The sequence below is a fragment of the Nitrospirillum amazonense genome (genome assembly GCF_029594735.1).
GTDB classification, from domain to species: domain Bacteria; phylum Pseudomonadota; class Alphaproteobacteria; order Azospirillales; family Azospirillaceae; genus Nitrospirillum; species Nitrospirillum amazonense.
Window position 1 is genome coordinate 68,065 of record NZ_JARPAF010000001.1, and the last position, 17,062, is coordinate 85,126.

16 protein-coding genes are annotated in these 17,062 nt (G+C 68.3%); 4 read left to right on the forward strand and 12 right to left on the reverse strand.

Going from position 1 to position 17,062, the window contains the following annotated elements:
• Positions 1–48 precede the first annotated feature (48 nt).
• The gene (locus tag P5F91_RS00290) at positions 49–846 is read left to right on the forward strand and encodes a type 1 glutamine amidotransferase domain-containing protein (protein WP_277906081.1); all 798 of its coding nucleotides are present in this window, start codon (positions 49–51) and stop codon (positions 844–846) included.
• A gap of 63 nt (positions 847–909) precedes the next feature.
• Positions 910–1,206 carry a putative quinol monooxygenase gene (locus P5F91_RS00295; protein WP_145612867.1) on the forward strand — a complete coding sequence of 99 codons (297 nt, stop codon included), beginning with the start codon at positions 910–912 and terminating at the stop codon, positions 1,204–1,206.
• 4 nt (positions 1,207–1,210) lie between these two features.
• Here the strand turns inward: P5F91_RS00295 and P5F91_RS00300 are convergent, their stop codons facing one another.
• Positions 1,211–2,236: an NAD-dependent epimerase gene (locus P5F91_RS00300; RefSeq protein WP_145612866.1), complete on the reverse strand. Its 1,026-nt coding sequence runs from the start codon at positions 2,234–2,236 to the stop codon at positions 1,211–1,213.
• Between the two features lie 168 nt (positions 2,237–2,404).
• Between P5F91_RS00300 and P5F91_RS00305 the strand changes: the two genes are divergently transcribed.
• Positions 2,405–2,632: a hypothetical protein gene (locus P5F91_RS00305; RefSeq protein ID WP_145612865.1), complete on the forward strand. Its 228-nt coding sequence runs from the start codon at positions 2,405–2,407 to the stop codon at positions 2,630–2,632.
• Positions 2,633–2,651: 19 nt separating this feature from the next.
• Here the strand turns inward: P5F91_RS00305 and P5F91_RS00310 are convergent, their stop codons facing one another.
• The 6 genes from P5F91_RS00310 to P5F91_RS00335 all read right to left on the reverse strand — a co-directional run bounded on the left by P5F91_RS00310 (position 2,652) and on the right by P5F91_RS00335 (position 10,958).
• Positions 2,652–3,101 carry a toll/interleukin-1 receptor domain-containing protein gene (locus P5F91_RS00310; protein WP_186454921.1) on the reverse strand — a complete coding sequence of 150 codons (450 nt, stop codon included), beginning with the start codon at positions 3,099–3,101 and terminating at the stop codon, positions 2,652–2,654.
• A 251-nt stretch (positions 3,102–3,352) separates the two neighbouring features.
• Positions 3,353–6,427 (reverse strand): multidrug efflux RND transporter permease subunit, encoded by a 3,075-nt coding sequence (locus P5F91_RS00315; RefSeq protein WP_145612863.1) that lies wholly within the window; start codon positions 6,425–6,427, stop codon positions 3,353–3,355.
• Between the two features lie 128 nt (positions 6,428–6,555).
• A complete protein-coding gene (locus P5F91_RS00320; RefSeq protein ID WP_277906082.1) occupies positions 6,556–7,764 on the reverse strand; it encodes an efflux RND transporter periplasmic adaptor subunit in 1,209 nt (402 codons plus the stop codon).
• Between the two features lie 487 nt (positions 7,765–8,251).
• Positions 8,252–8,824 (reverse strand): arsenate reductase/protein-tyrosine-phosphatase family protein, encoded by a 573-nt coding sequence (locus tag P5F91_RS00325; protein ID WP_277906083.1) that lies wholly within the window; start codon positions 8,822–8,824, stop codon positions 8,252–8,254.
• Between the two features lie 44 nt (positions 8,825–8,868).
• Positions 8,869–9,378 (reverse strand): arsenate reductase ArsC, encoded by a 510-nt coding sequence (locus tag P5F91_RS00330; protein WP_145612860.1) that lies wholly within the window; start codon positions 9,376–9,378, stop codon positions 8,869–8,871.
• Between the two features lie 167 nt (positions 9,379–9,545).
• The gene (locus P5F91_RS00335) at positions 9,546–10,958 is read right to left on the reverse strand and encodes a methyl-accepting chemotaxis protein (RefSeq protein ID WP_277906084.1); all 1,413 of its coding nucleotides are present in this window, start codon (positions 10,956–10,958) and stop codon (positions 9,546–9,548) included.
• A gap of 320 nt (positions 10,959–11,278) precedes the next feature.
• Here P5F91_RS00335 and P5F91_RS00340 point away from each other — a divergent pair, with 320 nt between their 5' ends.
• Positions 11,279–12,052, forward strand: coding sequence for a ferredoxin--NADP reductase (locus tag P5F91_RS00340; protein ID WP_145612858.1), 774 nt, complete (start codon positions 11,279–11,281; stop codon positions 12,050–12,052).
• Positions 12,053–12,115: 63 nt separating this feature from the next.
• Here P5F91_RS00340 and P5F91_RS00345 read toward each other — a convergent pair whose 3' ends face one another.
• From P5F91_RS00345 to purT, 5 genes are all read right to left on the reverse strand, one after another.
• Positions 12,116–12,829, reverse strand: coding sequence for an RES family NAD+ phosphorylase (locus P5F91_RS00345; RefSeq protein ID WP_277906085.1), 714 nt, complete (start codon positions 12,827–12,829; stop codon positions 12,116–12,118).
• Positions 12,826–13,239 (reverse strand): MbcA/ParS/Xre antitoxin family protein, encoded by a 414-nt coding sequence (locus tag P5F91_RS00350; RefSeq protein ID WP_040846483.1) that lies wholly within the window; start codon positions 13,237–13,239, stop codon positions 12,826–12,828. Before P5F91_RS00350 ends, P5F91_RS00345 begins: the two co-directional genes overlap by 4 nt.
• Positions 13,240–13,304: 65 nt before the next feature.
• Positions 13,305–14,696, reverse strand: coding sequence for a serine hydrolase domain-containing protein (locus P5F91_RS00355; protein ID WP_277906086.1), 1,392 nt, complete (start codon positions 14,694–14,696; stop codon positions 13,305–13,307).
• Between the two features lie 58 nt (positions 14,697–14,754).
• Positions 14,755–15,882 carry a helix-turn-helix domain-containing protein gene (locus tag P5F91_RS00360; RefSeq protein WP_277906087.1) on the reverse strand — a complete coding sequence of 376 codons (1,128 nt, stop codon included), beginning with the start codon at positions 15,880–15,882 and terminating at the stop codon, positions 14,755–14,757.
• A gap of 4 nt (positions 15,883–15,886) precedes the next feature.
• Complete coding sequence (gene purT / locus P5F91_RS00365) at positions 15,887–17,062, reverse strand: formate-dependent phosphoribosylglycinamide formyltransferase (RefSeq protein ID WP_277906088.1); 1,176 nt, start codon at positions 17,060–17,062, stop codon at positions 15,887–15,889.

Consider the following 17,062-nt stretch of genomic DNA (forward strand, 5'->3'; position numbering starts at 1 on the left):
CGAACGACGCGACCCTGATCAAACGGACCCAGTCCAACGGAGGATGAAATGAGCAAAGGCACCGTGCTTGTGGTTGGCTCCAACGCCACGCGGATCGAAATCCAGGGCGGTGGCTGGGGCGCCACCGGCCAGTATCTGAATGAGACCGTCGTGCCGGTCCTAGCCCTGATCGAGGCCGGCTACGAGGTGGTCCTGGCCACGCCTGACGGCACCAAGCCGACCATCGACCCGAATTCGGACAGCGCGAAGCATTTCGGCGGTGATGAGGTCGCCTACCAGCGCGCCCGGACCTTCTACGCCAACGATCCCGCGATGAACCAGGTGCGCACCTTGCGTGCCGTGGTGGCGGAAGGGCTGGACGGTTACGCCGGCGTGTTCGTGCCCGGCGGCCAGGCGCCCGGGGTCGACCTGATGCAGGATGCCGACCTGGGGGCCATCCTGCGCCACTTCCATGGGCAGGCCAAACCCACTGCCCTGCTGTGCCATGGCCCCATCGCCGTGACCGCCGCCCTGGTCCATGCCCGCGAGTTCCGCGCCGCCCTGATCGCCGGTGATGCCGACCTTGCCAAGAAATGGGCTGAAGGCTGGCAGTATGCCGGGTACAAGATGACCGTCTTCTCCAACACCGAGGAGAAGGTGGTCGAGGATAACGTCCTGCACGCCAAGCTGTACTTCAACGTGGCCGACGCGCTGCAGACGGCGGGTGGCGAGGTCATCACCACCCCGGTGAACTTCCAGCCCCATGTGATCGTCGACCGTGAACTCATCACCGGTCAGAACCCCGGATCCGACCACCCGCTCGCGGCCGCCTTGGTCCAGGCTCTGGACCGCGCCGTTGCGGCATAAAGACGACCCTGCGGCGGGGCCTTCCCGGTCCCACCGCCTCTCCCTCGAAAGGAACAGAGCCCCATGACCCACACCGTGAAGATCACTGCCATCCTCATCGCCCGGCCGGGCAAGCTGGACGAGCTGAAGGCCCTGTTGGCCGGCATGGTGGCGCCCTCTCGGGCCGAGCCGGGCAACCTGCGCTGGGACATTTGGCAGGACCAGGCCGACCCCAACCGCTTCGTGCTGGATGAGCTGTACGTGGACAACGACGCCATCGCCGCCCACCGCGCGACGGCCCACTTCCAGAACTATCTGTCCAGGATCAACGACGTGGCCGAGCGCACGTCCATGGTGCTGAACCCGGTCGAGGTCGCCTGACGGTTCAGGCCGGTTTCCCGCTGGCCCGGTAGGCGCGGAACCATTCCACGAACCGCGCCACGCCCTCTTCCACCGGCGTGGCGGGGGCATAGCCGATGTCGCGGGCCAGGTCGTCGATGTCCGCCCAGGTGGCGGGCACGTCGCCGGGCTGGATGGGCAACAGGCGGATGTCCGCTGTCATGCCCAGCTTTTCCTCCAGCAGGCGGACATAGCGCATCAACTCCACCGGGCGGTCGCTGCCGACGTTGTACAGCCGATAGGGGGCGACGCCGCTGCTGGCGGGATCGGGCCGGGCGCCGGTCCAGGCCGCGTCGATGGTCGGCGGGCGATCCAGCAGGGCCAGGATGGCCGACACCACGTCGTCGATGTAGGTGAAGTCGCGCCGCATGCGCCCTTCGCCGTAAACCTCGATGGGCTGCCCCTCGACGATGGCCTGCGCAAACTTGTACAGCGCCATGTCCGGGCGGCCCCAGGGGCCGTAGACGGTGAACAGCCGCAGGCCGGTTACGGGAATGCGGAACAGGTGGCTGTAGGAATGGGCCATCAGCTCATTGGCGCGCTTGGTGGCGGCGTAGAGCGTCATGGGGTGGTCGGCCCCCCCATGCGGGCTGAAGGGCATGGCGGTGCTGGCGCCATAGACCGAGCTGGTGGAGGCGTAGACCAGATGGGCGCAGGCGGCCGCCCGGCACCCCTCCAGCACATTGGCGAAACCCACCAGGTTGCTGTCCACGTAGGCGGCCGGATGTTCCAGGCTATATCGCACGCCGGCCTGGGCCGCCAGGTGCACCACCCGGCCGAAGCGGTGGGTGTGGAACAGGTCCGCCACGGCGGCCCGATCCGCCAGATCGACACGCGCCTCGGTGAAGCCGGGGAAGGGGCGCAGGCGGGCCAGCCGCGCGTCCTTCAGGGTCACGTCGTAATAGGGGGTCAGGTTGTCCAGCCCCACCACCGCCACGCCCCGTTGCAACAGGGCCAGCGCCACGTGGTTGCCGATGAACCCGGCGCTGCCGGTGACCAGGACGGGGGACATCGCGGGTGATTTCCTCGGGCCAAGATCTTGGACGCGTTGGCGAATGGCCCTGCCTACCACGTCCGGATGCATAGTGCGACAGTCGCTTGATGCCGCACCCCAAGGGTTAGGTGGGAAGCGGCACGGACTTTGCGTTAACGGCATGTGTATGAAGTCATAGGTGCCACGATGGAAGACATCACCTACTACGATGCCGAGGAAATCCGCCGCAAACTGGAGCGTGCGGCCGATGAACTGGACGCCGCCGGCGATCCTATTTTGGCTCGCAGATTGCGAGAAATTGTCGATTTAGATCGCGCCGGCGATGGTGTGCCGGCCGTGCGTCTGCGCGACAACGGCCGTGCCCGGGGCTGGACGCCCGTTGTATTGACCGGCGGCGTCTCCCCCAGGAAGTAAGGCCCCAGGGGGCGGTGGGTCAGCTGGCCAGCGGTGTACGCTCCAGCACCGCACGGCGGATGGCTACGGCCACCTCGTGCAGGGCCTGGTCCTGGTCGGGCCACAGCGTGACCGGCCGGCCGTCGCGCGGCACCGCCAGCAGGTGGCGCAGCGGCGTGGACAGCCAGTCGCAGGCCCGCAGGATAACGGGAATCACCCGCGCGCGCCCCGTCCGGTGGCGGTCTACCGCGTGCTGCATCTCCCCATCATGGCAGGCGGGGGAGGCCAGGAAATCCGGACTGACCAGCAGCAGCACCACGTCGGCCTCCGCCAGGGCCGTGCCGATGCCGTCCTCCAGCGCGTCGCCGGCCAGCAGGCGCCGGTCGTGCCAGAGGGCCACGCCCTGGCGCTTCAGGGGCGCCAAATGCACTTCCAACCGGTCGCGCAGGGCTTCGTCGACGTGGGAATAGGACATGAACACGCGCACCACGGCAGGCCTCCGCCGATACCAGAACCAAGGATTTTCAGGGCGCTGGCTCATGCGGTCCCACCGCGACGGGGCCGCCGGCCAGCGCGGCGCGCCGTTCCCCCACCCCGATATTGTTCCGCTTTTGTTCTTCTGTCAACGCGGGTGGCCCGGTGCAAAAGGGGACTCACCTTTGGTCAGGGCGCTGCGCCTCCAAAAGAAAACGGCCGGGGACGCCCCCGGCCGTTTCCATGCTCAGCACCGCTGAAGCGCCGTCAGGCGACCTCGGCGATCTCCCGCAGGCGGCGCGAACTGGCGGCCGCCTTGTGATCCTTGGCCAGCAGGGTATAGACCGCCGGCAGGACAAACAGGGTGAACAGCGTGCCGATGGACATGCCGGTCACCACTACCAGGCCGATGGAGAAGCGGCTGGCGGCACCGGCGCCCGACGCGATCAGCAGCGGCAGCAGGCCCACCACCATGGCGGCGGTGGTCATCAGGATGGGGCGCAGGCGCACGCGGGCGGCGTGCAGGATGGCCTCCCGCCGGCCTAGACCTTCCTTCACCTGCATCTCGTTGGCGAATTCCACCAGCAGGATGCCGTGCTTGGAGATCAGGCCGATCAGGGTCACCAGGCCCACCTGGGTGTAGATGTTGATCGAGGTGATGCCGATGAACAGCGGGATCAGCGCGCCGCAGATGGACATGGGCACGCTGACCATGATGACCAGCGGGTCGCGCAGGCTTTCGAACTGCGCCGCCAGCACCAGGAAGATGACGATCAGCGCGAAGCCGAAGGTCATGGCCAGCTGGTTGCCTTCCTCCACGAACTGCCGGGTCTGGCTGAGATAGCTGTGGCTATAGCCGGCCGGCAGCTGCTTCACCTGGTCTTCCAGGAAGGCCACCGCCTCGCCCATGGACACGCCCGGCATGGGCACGGCCTGGAAGGTGGCGGAGTTCATCTGGTTGTAGTGGGTCAGCGCGTTGGGATCCGTGCCCTCCTCCAGGCGCAGGAAGGTGGACAGCGGCACCTGGTCGCCGGTGACGGAGGTGACGTAGAAGCGCGTCAGCTTGTCCGGCGTCAGGCGGTCGATGCGCGGCACCTGAGGGATGACCTCGTACGACCGGCCCTGCAGGTTGAAGCGGTTGACGTAGTTCTCACCCACCATCAGGGCCAGGGTGTCACCGATGCTGGCCATGGTGACGCCCATCTCGTTGGCCTTGGACCGGTCGATGTGGATGCGCACCACGGGGGTGTTGTAGTCGAGGTCGCTGTCCACCACCAGGAACTTGTGGCTGGCGACGGCGGCGGCCTTGATCTTGTCCATCGCCTCATAGAGGGCGGGGAAGCCCTGGGTGCCGTTCAGCACCATCTGCACCGGCAGGCCGCCGGTGGTGCCGGGCAGGGGTGGCAGGTTGAACACCAGGGCCTTTTCGCCAGGCACCTGGTTGAAGGCCGCCTGCAGCGCCGCCAGCGACTGCTGGATGGGCCGGTCACGCTCCCCCCACGGCTTCAGCAGCACGCCGGCGATGCCCTGGCTGGTGCCGGTGGTGCCGCTGATCAGGAAGCGCTCCCGTCCTTCGGGCAGGGTGCCGCCGGCGGCGTCCAGCTGCTGCGCATAGTGCTGGGTATAGTCGATGTTGGCGTACTGCGGGCCCTTGAACACGCTGAACAGGATGCCCTGGTCCTCTTCCGGGGCCAGTTCCGACCGGCCGTGCAGGTACAGGTAGGGGATGCTGGCCAGCACGACCACGGCGAACAGCAGGATGACGGGACGATAGTCCAGCGCCCGGGTCAGCCGCCGCTCATAGAAGTTGGCCAAGCCGTTGAACGCGCGGTCGACGAAGCGCGAGAACGCGGTGTGGTCGCCGCCCTTGGGCAGCAGCACCGACGCCATCATGGGTGACAGGGTCAGCGCCACCACACCCGAAATGACCACCGCACCCGCCAGGGTGAAGGCGAATTCGCGGAACAGGGCGCCGGTGACGCCGCCCAGCAGGCCGATGGGGGCATAGACCGCCGCCAGGGTGATGGTCATGGCGATGACGGGCCCGGCGATCTCACGGGCGCCGACCAGGGCCGCCTGCACCGGCGTCTTGCCCTCCTCCAGGTGGCGGTAGACGTTCTCCACCACCACGATGGCGTCGTCCACCACCAGGCCGATGGCCAGCACCATGGCCAGCAGGGTCAGCAGGTTCAGGCTGAACCCCGCCGCCAGCATCAGGGTGAAGGCCCCGATCAGCGACAGCGGGATGGTGACCACAGGGATCAGCACCGACCGCAGGGATCCGAGGAACAGGAAGATGATGATGATGACGATGACGATGGCTTCGATCAGCGTATGTTCCACCTCGCTGATCGAGGCGTTGATGAAGTTGGTGGCGTCATAGGCCACCTTCATCTCGATGGCAGGCGGCAGGTTGCGCTGAATCTCCGGCAGGATCTTCTCGCGTACGTTCTGCACCATCTGCAGCGGGTTGCCCGTGGGCGTCACCTGCACACCGATGAACACGGCGTTCAGGCCGCTGAACATGACGGCGCTGTTGGTGTTCTGCGCGCCCAGCGAGATGGAGGCGACGTCCTCCAGCCGCACCACGGCCCCGCCCGATGCCTTCACCACCATGCGGCGGAAATCCTCCACGCTGGTCAGGTCGGTGTCGGCGGTGACGTTGGACACGGTGAACAGGCCCTTCACCTGGCCTGGGGCGGACTGCACGTTGTTGTTGCGCAGGGCGTTGGCCACGTCGTCGGCCGAGACGCCGCGCGCCGCCATGCGGGCCGGATCCAGCCACAGGCGCATGGCGAAGGTCTGGCCACCCAGGATGTCGGCCGAGGCGACGCCGTCGACCGTAGCGATCAGCGGCTGCACCACGCGGGTGAGATAGTCGGAGATGGCCGAGCCCGGCAGCTCCTTGGATGCGAAGCTCAGGTACATCACCGCCGTGGTGTCACCCGTCGACTTGGTGATGACCGGGTCGTTCGCCTCTTTCGGGATCAGGTATTTGACCTGCTGCACCTTGGCGATGACGTCGGTCATGGCCTGGCTGGGGTCATAGTTCAGCTTGACGTAGACCGTGACCGTGCTTTGCCCCTGGACGGAGTTGCTGGTCATGTAGTCGATGCCGTCGGCGCTGGCCACCGCCTGCTCGATGGGGGTGGTGATGAACCCTTGCATCAGGTCGGCCGTGGCGCCGGGATAGACGGTGGTGATGCTGATGGTGGTGGACGACAGCTTGGGATACTGCCGGATGGGCAGGGTCGACAGCGACCGCAGGCCCAGCAGCAGGATCAGCAGGCTGACCACCAGCGCCAGCACCGGCCGTTTGATGAATAGATCGGTGAATTTCATGGTCGGGGTGTCCCCTGGAACCGGCCGCGCGCCGCCATGGGCGCGGCCGGTCCTGATTTCGGGTCTATGGCTGGATCAGGGGCGCGGCGTCTGGGCCGGGGCGGGCGGGGGGCCCTGCTCCGACAGGCTCACGGGCGCGCCGCGCCGTTCTGCAGCTTGTTCTGGCCCACGGCCACCACCCGGTCGCCCGGGTTGACGCCGCTCAGCACCACGACCTTGCCGTCGGCGCGGTCACCGGTCTTCACGAAGACGCGGTCCACGTGAAGGGCAGGCTTGCCGTCCTCGCCATTCACGGGCTTGCCGTCCTTGTCCACGGTGGGGCGCACAACATAGACGCTGTTGCCGTACAGCGAATAATCGACGGCCGTTTCCGGCAGGGTGACTTGGTTGGGCGTGGCCGGCAGCACGACGGTGACGTTGCTGAACATCCCGGGCTGCAGGGCGTGATCCTTGTTGGGGATGGTGGCCTGCAGCTTCACGGTGCGGGTGTCGCTGCTGATCTGGGGATCGATGGCGGTGATGGTCCCCTGGAACACGCGGCCGGGGAAGGCATCCACGGTCACGCGCACGGTCTGGCCGACGGCCACGCGGCCGCGCTCGCCCTCCGCCAGGGTGAAGTTGGCGTACAGTTCATCCAGGTCGGTCAGGGTGACGATGGCATCTCCGGCCTTGACGTACTGGCCCACATCCACCTGGCGCACGCCCAGCACGCCGTCGAACGGCGCCCGCACCAGCAGCTGGGCGATCAGGGCGTTGGTCTTGGCGATGTTGGCGTTGGCCTGGTCCAGGGCGGCCGCCTGCTGGTCCACCGTCTGCTGCGAGGTCGCCTGCTTGGCCACCAGGGCGCGATAGCGGGCCAGGTCCAGCTCGGCCACCTTGGCCTGGGCCTTGTAGTTGGCCAGGTCGCCCTGCTGCGGCTTGTCGTTCAGCTGCAGCAGGGGCGTGCCGGCGGTCACCGTGGCGCCGGACTGAAACAGGATCTTGGTCACGGACCCGCCCACCTCGGGCGTCACGGTGACCTGGTGGACGGCCTGCAGCGTGCCCACGGCGGGCAGCAACTGCGGCACGTCCTCCGTCTTGGCCACGGCGGTGGCGACCGGCGGCGGCGGTGGCGTCATCTTTTTCAGGATTTGGCCGATCATCACGGGCCTAACGCTACGGTCGAAGTACACGAACAGGCCGCCGATGATGGCCAGGACGATCACCGTCAGGATCATGAACAGGGCGATGCGCGGCGGTCGCTGGCGGCCGTCCTGCCCCCGGTAGTCGGTGCGCGACAGTCCCGTCGGCGGCGCACCCGGTTTCGGCACGGTGGTCACGGTCGATTGGGATTCCATGGTCTTGGTCTCGCTCGGCGCAAAATGCCCGGGTGCCGGCGGGACGATTCCCGCCGGGTGGGCGATGGTGTCGGTCTCGAAATCGCACACGCGCGGCAACGCGCCGCCACGGCATGAACCGGGCGATGGCTGTCCACCGGATGCGAAGGGCAAACCCTTCCGCGCCGTCTCACCCCAGAGGAGGCCCCAGGGGCAGGCGGCTACAGCCGGCAGCGGTGCGCTTTCCTAAACGATGGCCTGTCCCCGGCGATCCGATGCCCCCGCACCCGATCCGTCCGATCCCATGGGCCCTCATTATTGCAGCGGACTATGGGCAGTGCCTCACGCCGCTGCCAGTGAGCGGTGTCACAACACGGCACTCGCTTTTCGCGAATTCCGGAAAAAATGCAACGATTGCTATGCCTGGCTGAATTATCGTCCGCTCTGGGTATGCTTTATCCATTGGCGGCTTAATTATCCGCCTGGCGGGCTTTTCCGTCTTGCGAAATCAGGCGGTGCGCAGCCCGTCGTCGTCCTCATCCTGCCACTGGCTCAGCGCCAGCAGGCAGTGGGCGGGCAGGACGGACAGCACATCGATCCGCCGCCGCAAATCCTGGAAGATGGCGTCCACCAGTACCTCAGGCGCGTCGGCATCCGGATACAGGGCGGGGTCCGGGTCGGGCAGGGCCCAGTGCGCGGTCACCGGCTGGCCCGGCCAGGCGCCGGCCATGCCCGTCGCCGCCAGCTCGCTGACCGTGATGACGATGTCCACCGGCGGGGCGTCCGGCACCATGAAGCGTTCCAGCGGCTTGGGCGTCAGGCCGCCGGTCGCGACGCCCTCCGCCCGCAGGCGGGCCAGGGCGTAGGGGTTGGGCCGCTCCACAGGCGTCAGGCCCGCGCTGTGGGCGTCGAATCGATGGCCGGCATGATGACGCAGCAGCGCCTCCGCCATCATGCTGCGGCCGGCGTTGACCCGCCCGACGAACAGCACGCCCAGGCGCCGGTTCACCATGCCGTAGCGGGTGCCGTTCGGCGGCTGGGGCAAGGTCATGTCCGGCGTCTGGCTGTCGGGCGGCATCATGGGACTCGTCCGGTACGGGGCGGGAGGGCTGGGGAAGGGCCGGCTCAGCCGGCCGCCGCCCAACCCTCTTCGCTGTGCATCGCCGTCAGCGCCTCGGCCGTCAGGCGGGCCAGCCTCTGCTCCGGCAGGGAACAGAAGATGCGCACCCGGCGCTCGATCATGCCGAACAGCAGGTTGAACAAGGCCCGCTGCTCCACCTCCGACCCTTTGAACCCCTGCGGGTCGGGGAAGCCCCAGTGGGCGATCATCGGGTGGCCGGGCCAGTGGGGCGCCTCCGCCTTGGCGCTCATGTCGCAGGTGTGGAAGATGAAGTCCATGGGCGCCACGTCGGGGCCCGCGAATTCGTTCCACGACTTGGGATGCAGGCCCTCGGTGGGAATGCGGGCCTTGGTCAGCAGGTCCAGGGCGATGGGGTTGCACTCCGGCAGCGGGTCGGACCCGGCGCTGAACACTTCGAACCGGCCGCCGGCCCAATGGCGCATCAGCGCTTCGGCCATGATGCTGCGGGCGGAGTTGAACTGGCACAGAAACAGAACGCGGTAGACCTTCGCCATGTCGCTTCATTCCCCCTGAATGCCGCGCCCCTTGGGTTTAGGGACCGCAGCCGCGCGCCACCCGCCCCCCGGGCAGGCACGTTTAACCGCATGCTAATCCCAGGGTATGCCAGTCTTGTGACGCTGGTGTTGCAGCCCGGCGAAAAGGGATAGGTTTGGCCTCAACCTCAGGCGCGGTAGCAGACCCGCAGGCCGCCCCACAGCCGCCCGCGCACCCAGATGGGGGCGGAGGCGTCCTTCATCAGGGCGAAGACGCCGCCGCCCATGTCACGGCGGTAGGTCTGCAGCAGGAAGGGGGCGGTGCCGCGGCTGACGGCGGTGGCCGTCTTGTCGGTGTAGACGCGCCGGTTGCGGCCATTGGCGGCATTCCACACCGGGTCGGGTCCATGTGGCTTGCGGAACTGCGGATTATGGCAGGGGATCAGGCGGTTGTGGTCGGTGGGCGCGCAGAAGACCATGCGCGGGTCCATGGCCAGGACGGGATCGTGCAGGGGGGTGACGGCCGCGTCCAGGAAGGGGATGTAGCGAGTCATGTATTGTTGTGGGTTGCTGCCGGCGATGGGCTTGAGGTCGGTGTCGAACAGGTCGTCCATGGTCAACTCACCCGCCGCCAGGGCCTGTTCCATGCGGGCCGATATCTGGCCCGCCACCTCGCGCGCCCGGTCGATAAAGGGCGTGTCCTCCGTCGCGTAGCCGGAGGTGGCGGTCAGCATCATGATGGCCTCCGCCCGCTCCAGCGTGCGGTCCAGATGGGTGGTCGCGGTCTTCAGCGCCGTGCCGGACGATGCCGCGTCACGGTGCAGCGCGTCCACCGTCTCCTGGAAGCCGTCGCAGCGCCGGGCTATATCGCCGGTGGCGCCGGCGATGGCGGTGGCGTTCTCCTCCACCTGGGCCACGGCCGTGCCCACCGTTTCCACCGCCTGGCCGATGGTGGCGGTGCTGCGGCCCACCCGTTCCGCCTGTTCCGACCCCGCCGCCATGCGGGCCGTCAGGCGGCGCACCTGCTCGGTCAGGGCCTTCAGCGTGGCGTCGATCTCGGCGGTGGCCTCGGCCGTCTGGCGGGCCAGGGCCTTCACCTCGGTGGCGACGACGGCGAAGCCCTTGCCGGCTTCCCCGGCGCGCGCCGCCTCGATGGTGGCGTTCAGGGCCAGCAGGTTGGTCTGGGCCGCGATGCGGTTGATGTCGCTGGACACCCGGGCCACCCGGCCCATGGCGCCCTCCAGCCCGCCCAACTCGTCCGCGCTGGCGTTCACCGCCGCGACCAGGTCGCCGATGGCGGACAGCGACTGGCGGATTTCCCCGGCGGAGGTGTCGATGTCCCGCCGCGCGCCGGCCGCCACGGCCTGCGTCGCCTGGGCCATGCCGGCGATGGCGCGATTGCTGGCGACGATGTCCCGCGTCGCCGCCTGGATGCCGGCCAGCTGCTTGCCCTGGCTGTCGATGGCGCTGTCCACCTGATGGATGCTGCCGACCACATCGGCGATGTCGACGCTCAGGCGGCCGACCTCGGTCGCGATGTCGGCGATCAGCGTGCCGGCGTCGGCGCGCTGCGGTATCGATTGGTGGGTGTCCACGGCCATGTCCTCTCCCCAGGATCGGGAAGGGCATTCTGAGGCCCATCCCGTAAAGAAAGCGCAAACAACCCCTGTCCAAACAGGGTGGCCATTTAGGATAGGTACATCGTCGCGCTCCCGCCCTCATCCTTTGGTTGACCGCACCGTGCGGTGGAGAAGGGAATTTTTTTCCAAGACTGGCTTGTAATACCGGACTATTCGACCAGATATGCAGTCGCAGCGATCCAGGGCAGTGTATTTTCGCATTTGCGGAAGGGCGTGGAACCGCCATTCTCCCCGGCTTAAAGCGAGTTTTCCGGTGAGTCAGGAAAGAGGGTATAGCGAGGATGAGCGCGTTTCTGTCCGGCAAGGTCACCCATGTCCATCATTGGACGGACAACCTGTTCAGCTTCCGGCTGACCCGCGACCCGTCCTTCCGCTTCCGCAACGGCGAATTCACCATGGTGGGCCTGGAAGTTGAGGGCCGCCCGCTGATGCGCGCCTATTCCATGGCCAGCACCAATTATGAAGAGCACCTGGAATTCTTCAGCATCAAGGTGCCGAACGGCCCGCTGACCTCCCGCCTGCAACACATCCAGGAAGGGGATGAGGTGCTGTACGGCCGCAAGGCCACCGGCACCCTGCTGCTGGACAACCTGCTGCCCGGCCGCACCCTATATATGCTGGGCTCCGGCACCGGCCTCGCCCCGTTCATGAGCCTGATGAAGGACCCGGACGTCTACGAGCGCTTCGAGAAGGTGGTGGTCACCCACACCGTGCGCCGCGTGGCTGAGCTGGCCTACTACGACGACATCACCAAGCACCTGCCGAATGACGAGTTCATTGGCGAGATGCTGCGCGACAAGCTGGTCTACTACCCGACCGTGACGCGTGAGCCCTTCCGCACCGAAGGCCGCCTGACCGACCTGATCAAAAATGGCAAGTTCTTCGCCGACATCGGCGAGAAGCCGTTCGACCCGGCCCAGGACCGCGTCATGATCTGCGGCGGCCCCGGCGTGCTGAAGGATCTGCAGGATCTGTGCGAAGAGGCCGGCATGAGCGAAGGCAGCTCGAACGAGCCCGGCCACTACGTCATCGAGAAGGCCTTCGTGGAGCGCTGATCCAGCGATCCCCGTCGGTACGGTTCACGGCCGCGCTCCCACCCGGGGCGCGGCCGTTGCCTTTCAGGGCTCCGGCATCGCCCGCCATTCATCCTCGCCGATGACGATGTAGCGGGTCGCGGCCCGGCCATCCCAATGATAGCGCAGGGTGCGGGCCTGCAGGATGGGCGGGGTGATCAGGTCGGGGTAGTACAGGGCGGCGGCCAGGCCCTGGGGCCAGCGCACGCTGGGGTACAGCACGCCGTCGCTGCCCTGGGCCTTCAGCCGCTTGCCCAGCGCCTGGCCCGCCGCCCAATCGTCCGGTGCCAGGCAGTCCCGGAAGGCTTCTCCGCGCACGTCGTGGAGGCTGCCAGCCACGCGGGCCGTCAGCTCGCGGAACTGGGCGTCGGCCGCCGGCTCATCCGTCATGCGCATGAAGCGGCTGAAGTGATGGACGGTTTCCATCAGCGCCACCTCGAACCGGTCGCCGCAGTACCAGACGCCGAAGCCGCCGTCGGAAAAGCGGCTGGGCCGGTCGGTGGAGGTGTGGGTGAAGGCGCCCATGGCCAGGCTGGCCCCGGGGCCGGACAGGCGGCGCGCCGCCGGCACCAGCGACAGGTCGCCCACCTCATCCCGCACGCGGGGATTGGTCTTGGCTTCCGCGCTGGCGATCAGGTCCCAGTCGGCCGGGTCGGCGATGTCCTCGAACAGCCAGACGGGCGGGTAGATGGTGCGGACGATGCGGTAGGCCGGGCGCCAGTCCAGGGCGGTGGTGGGCGGGGTGTCGGGCGGCGTCACCACCCGCCGCGCTCCGCATCCAGGTAGTTGCGCACGGCGGTCAGGTCGGACGGGGCGCCGGCCAGCATGCGCTGCAGCGCCGATTTGCCGTGGAAGGCGGCGTTGGGCTTGGCCACCCAGGCATAGGCGCGCTCCGGCTCCATGAACAGATAGCGCAAGGCCTTGTGGATGCCCATCAGATCGCCCAGGCGCCACAGCAGATCCGACGGCAGGCTGCCGATGTCGCCCCGCTTCCAGCGGTAGAAGGTGGACGGGCTGGGCTGGCCCAGCAGCACGCGGGCCTGGCCGTCGTCCACCCCCCACAGGCGGAACAGGTTGAAGACGGCGCGCAGCATGGCCGCCCCCTCGGCCTGGGTGACGGCGCCGGGGACGGCCGCATCGGGCGTGCTGGCAGGTAGGGCCTGGGCCATGGCGAACTCCTTAATGCCATATGGCAGTTAATATAGGATGAACTGCCATATGGCACAAGTGGCGCTCATTTGAAGGCCGCTACCGTATCGGCCACCAGCCGCTCCAGCGCCAGGATGTCGCCCTCGGGCTGATAGGACATGCCCAGTCGGACGATCACCAGGCGGGCGCTGGGGATGATGACGATGGACTGGCCCTGGTTGCCGCGGGCCATGAAGCTGTCGGCCGGCATGCCGGCGCGCACCCGCCGGGCAGCGGCGCCCCCATTGTTCGCAGAGCCGGCCCGGTTGGTCCAGAAGCCGGCGCCATAGCCGAAATCCTCCGACCCCGGCGTCAGGCGGGCGGAATAGTCCACCCAGCCCTCGGGCAGCACGCGCCGGCCGCCCACCACGCCATCATCCAGGAACAGCTGGCCGAAGCGCGCCCAATCCCGCGCTGTGGCCCACATATGGCTGGATCCGATGGGTGTGCCGGTGGCGTCCAGTTCCAGCGTGGCATGCTCCATGCCCAGGGGGTCGAACAGCTCACGGTGGGCGAAGGCCAGGACTTCCGAGCCGCTTCCGCCCGTCCGTTGCTTGATCAGGCGGGACAGCAGCAGGGTGTTGCCGTTGCTGTAGGTCCAGACCTGGCCGGGCGGCGCTTTGGCTGGCGCGGCCTCCACCATCGCCGCCATGTCGGCGCGGGCATAAACCATCTGCGTGGTCGGGTCGGCCATGCTGGTCCAGTCGGCGGCCAGGGATTGGCCGTAGTCCAACCCGCTGGTCATGCGCAGCAGGCCGTCCACGGTGATGTCCCGGCGCGCATCATGGTCCCAAGCCGGCACGTCCAGGCGCTGGTCCACCGTCAGCTTGCCCTGCCGTACCAGGATGCCGATCAGCGCGTTGGTGACCGACTTGGTCATGGACCATCCGATCAAAGGCGTGTCGACACCCACGCCGGGGGCATACCGCTCCGCCACCACCTTTCCATCGTGCAGGATGACGACCGCCTTGGTCCAGCGGTGGGGGGCCTTATCCGGCTCGGCGAAGGCCCGGTCCAACGCCGCCGTCAAGGTGGGATCGGCGGGCGCCACCACGTCAGGTCCGGCGATGGGCGGCAGCAGGGCCGGGGTCGGCGGCGGCAGGGCGATGCGGGGCCCGGGCGGCGGATCCTCCGCCGTCAGCACGCGGCAGCCGGCCGGCCCTTCGTATACCGCCTTGCTCTTCACCAGGCCGGCGAACCGCACGGTGACGGTCCCGGTGTCGTAATCGACCTGATAGCGGGTCAGGGCGCCCCCCGGCCGCATCTGCGGGGCGACGCCCTGGGCGAAGAAGGTGGCGGCGTCCAACCCGCCGACGAACACGGCGGAGCAGATCTGGTGGCTGGTGAAATGGGCCGGCACCGACACGGCGCGGCGGGCACCGTCGCAAGCGGTCAGGGCCAGGGGTAGCAGCAGGGCGGATAGCAGACGGGGCGGCATGGGCGGCGCTCAACGCTGGGGGAGAGGCCGCCAGTCTTGACGCTCCGGTCCCGCGCGATCATGCCGGATTTGAAATCCGGCTAGCCGCTACCACACTTTTCGACGGTTCGGCCAGGGCCTGGCGGCGATAGTCGCCGGGTGTCAGGCCGGTGTCCGCCTTGAAGGCGCGGTTGAACGGACCCAGGGAGCCGAAGCCCGCGTCCAGCGCGATGGTCAGGATGGGCACCTCGGCCTGTGCCGGATCGGCCAGCGCGGCCTTGGCCTCCGCCAGGCGGTAGTGGTTGAGGAAGGCGTTGAAGTTGCGATGGCCCAGGCCCTGGTTGATCAGCCGGCGCAGACGATACTCGGGCAGGCCCAGCTCCACCGCCAGTTGACCGATGGTCAGGCCGTCGCGGCGATAGGCGCGGTCCAGACGCATGGCGCGCTCCAGCGCCGTCACCCAGATGGGATCGAGGGCGGCGGGCTCGGACTCCGGTGCCGGCGGCGCGGCAGGAACAGGGGGGCACGGATCGTGGAACAGGGCCTGACCGCCGCCCACGCGCAGCAGCGACCACGCGATGACACCGGCGATGGTCAGCAGGCCGGCGGCGTCCAGCAGGTTGCCGCTGGCGCCCGCAGCCTGTTCCCGCCCCGTCGAGGAAGGGCCCGCCAGGGTGGCCAGCGCCGTGACGATGGAATGCATGGCCGCTGCGGCCACGATGAACAGCCGCAGGCGGCGGCGCGGCTCCACCAAGTCGGCGGCGGCCGTGGCCATGGACTGCCAGGCGGCCAGGCCAGCCCAGAGCAGGGGCTGCAGGTCCAGCACCAGGCCCAGGGGACGGGCCGCCGCATGGTGGCCCGGCACCAGCACCAGGCCTTGGGTGATGCCCGTGGCCGCCAGCGCCAGCCAGACCAATCCGTGCCAGGCGCGGGGGCGGAAGGCGTCGTCGAACAGGCTGCAGGCGAACAGCCAGAAAACGAAGCTGTTGGCCGTGGCCAGCCCCGTCAGTGGCGCCGCGCGAACCCCGGCCCAGGCATGCACGCCGGCCAGGGTGCACAGGGTGTAGGCAGCACTGCCCATGGCGAACAGGGCGCCCAGCCGGGCGGCATTCACCCGGGGGTATTCCGCCAGCAGCCGGCCGGCCAGCAGGACCAGCAGGCTGACCACGCCGCCGCGCAGGAACAGGTCTAGGGCGGCGGCGTTCACGGCCTTAGTCGCGGTAGCTCAGCCACACCGTGTCGGCCACCCGCTTGGCCAGGGCACGGGCCTCGTCGGCCGTGGCGCCTTCGGCCAGGGCCACGCCCATGCGGCGATAGGGCCGGGTGGTGGGCTTGTTGAAGATGCGCACCTCCACGTCATGCTCGGCCGTGCCCAGGGCCAGGGCGTCGGCCAAGCCTTCCACGCCGAAATGGCTGGAGTCCTGGCTGGCCAGGATGACGGCGCTGGCGGTGGGACCGCGCAGGGTGATGCGGGGAATGGGCAGGCCCAGGATGGCGCGGGCGTGCAGGTCGAACTCCGACAGGTTCTGCGACATCAGCGTCACCATGCCGGTGTCGTGCGGGCGGGGCGACAGCTCGCTGAACACCACGTCGTCGCCGGCCACGAAGAACTCCACCCCGAACAGGCCGTAGCCGCCCAGGTTGTCCACCACCTTCTCCGCCATGTCGCGGGCGGCGGCCAGGGCCTTGGCGTCCATGGGCACGGGCTGCCATGATTCCTGGTAGTCGCCACGTTCCTGACGATGGCCGATAGGCTCGCAGAACACCACGCCGTCCCGCGTGCGCACGGTCAGCAGGGTGATCTCATAGTCGAAGGCGATGAACTCCTCGACGATCACCTTGCGGCGGTCGCCGCGCATGTTGGCCACGGCGTAGTTCCACGCGGCCTCCAGCTCGTCCGCCGTGCGCACCGTGCTCTGTCCCTTGCCGGACGAGGACATGACCGGCTTGATCACGCAGGGCAGGCCGGTGTGCGCCGCCCCCGCCTTCACCTCGTCCAGGCTCTCGGCATAGCGGTAGCGCGAGGTGCGCAGGCCCAGTTCCGTGGCCGCCACCTCACGGATGCGGTCGCGGTTCATGGTCATGTAGGTGGCGCGGGCGCTGGGGACCACGGTGTGGCCGGCGGCCTCCATCTCCTGCAGCACCTCGGTGCGGATGGCCTCCACCTCCGGCACGATATAGTCCGGCTTGTGGCGCAGGATGGCGGCCTTCAGCGCCTCCCCGTCCAGCATGGAGAACACCTCGGACTCGTCGGCCAGCTGCATGGCCGGCGCGCCGGCATAGGCGTCGCAGGCCACGACATGGGCGCCGTAGCGCTTGGCGGAGATGACGAACTCCCGGCCCAGCTCGCCCGAGCCCAGCAGCAGGATTTTGGCGGTCGCGGTCAT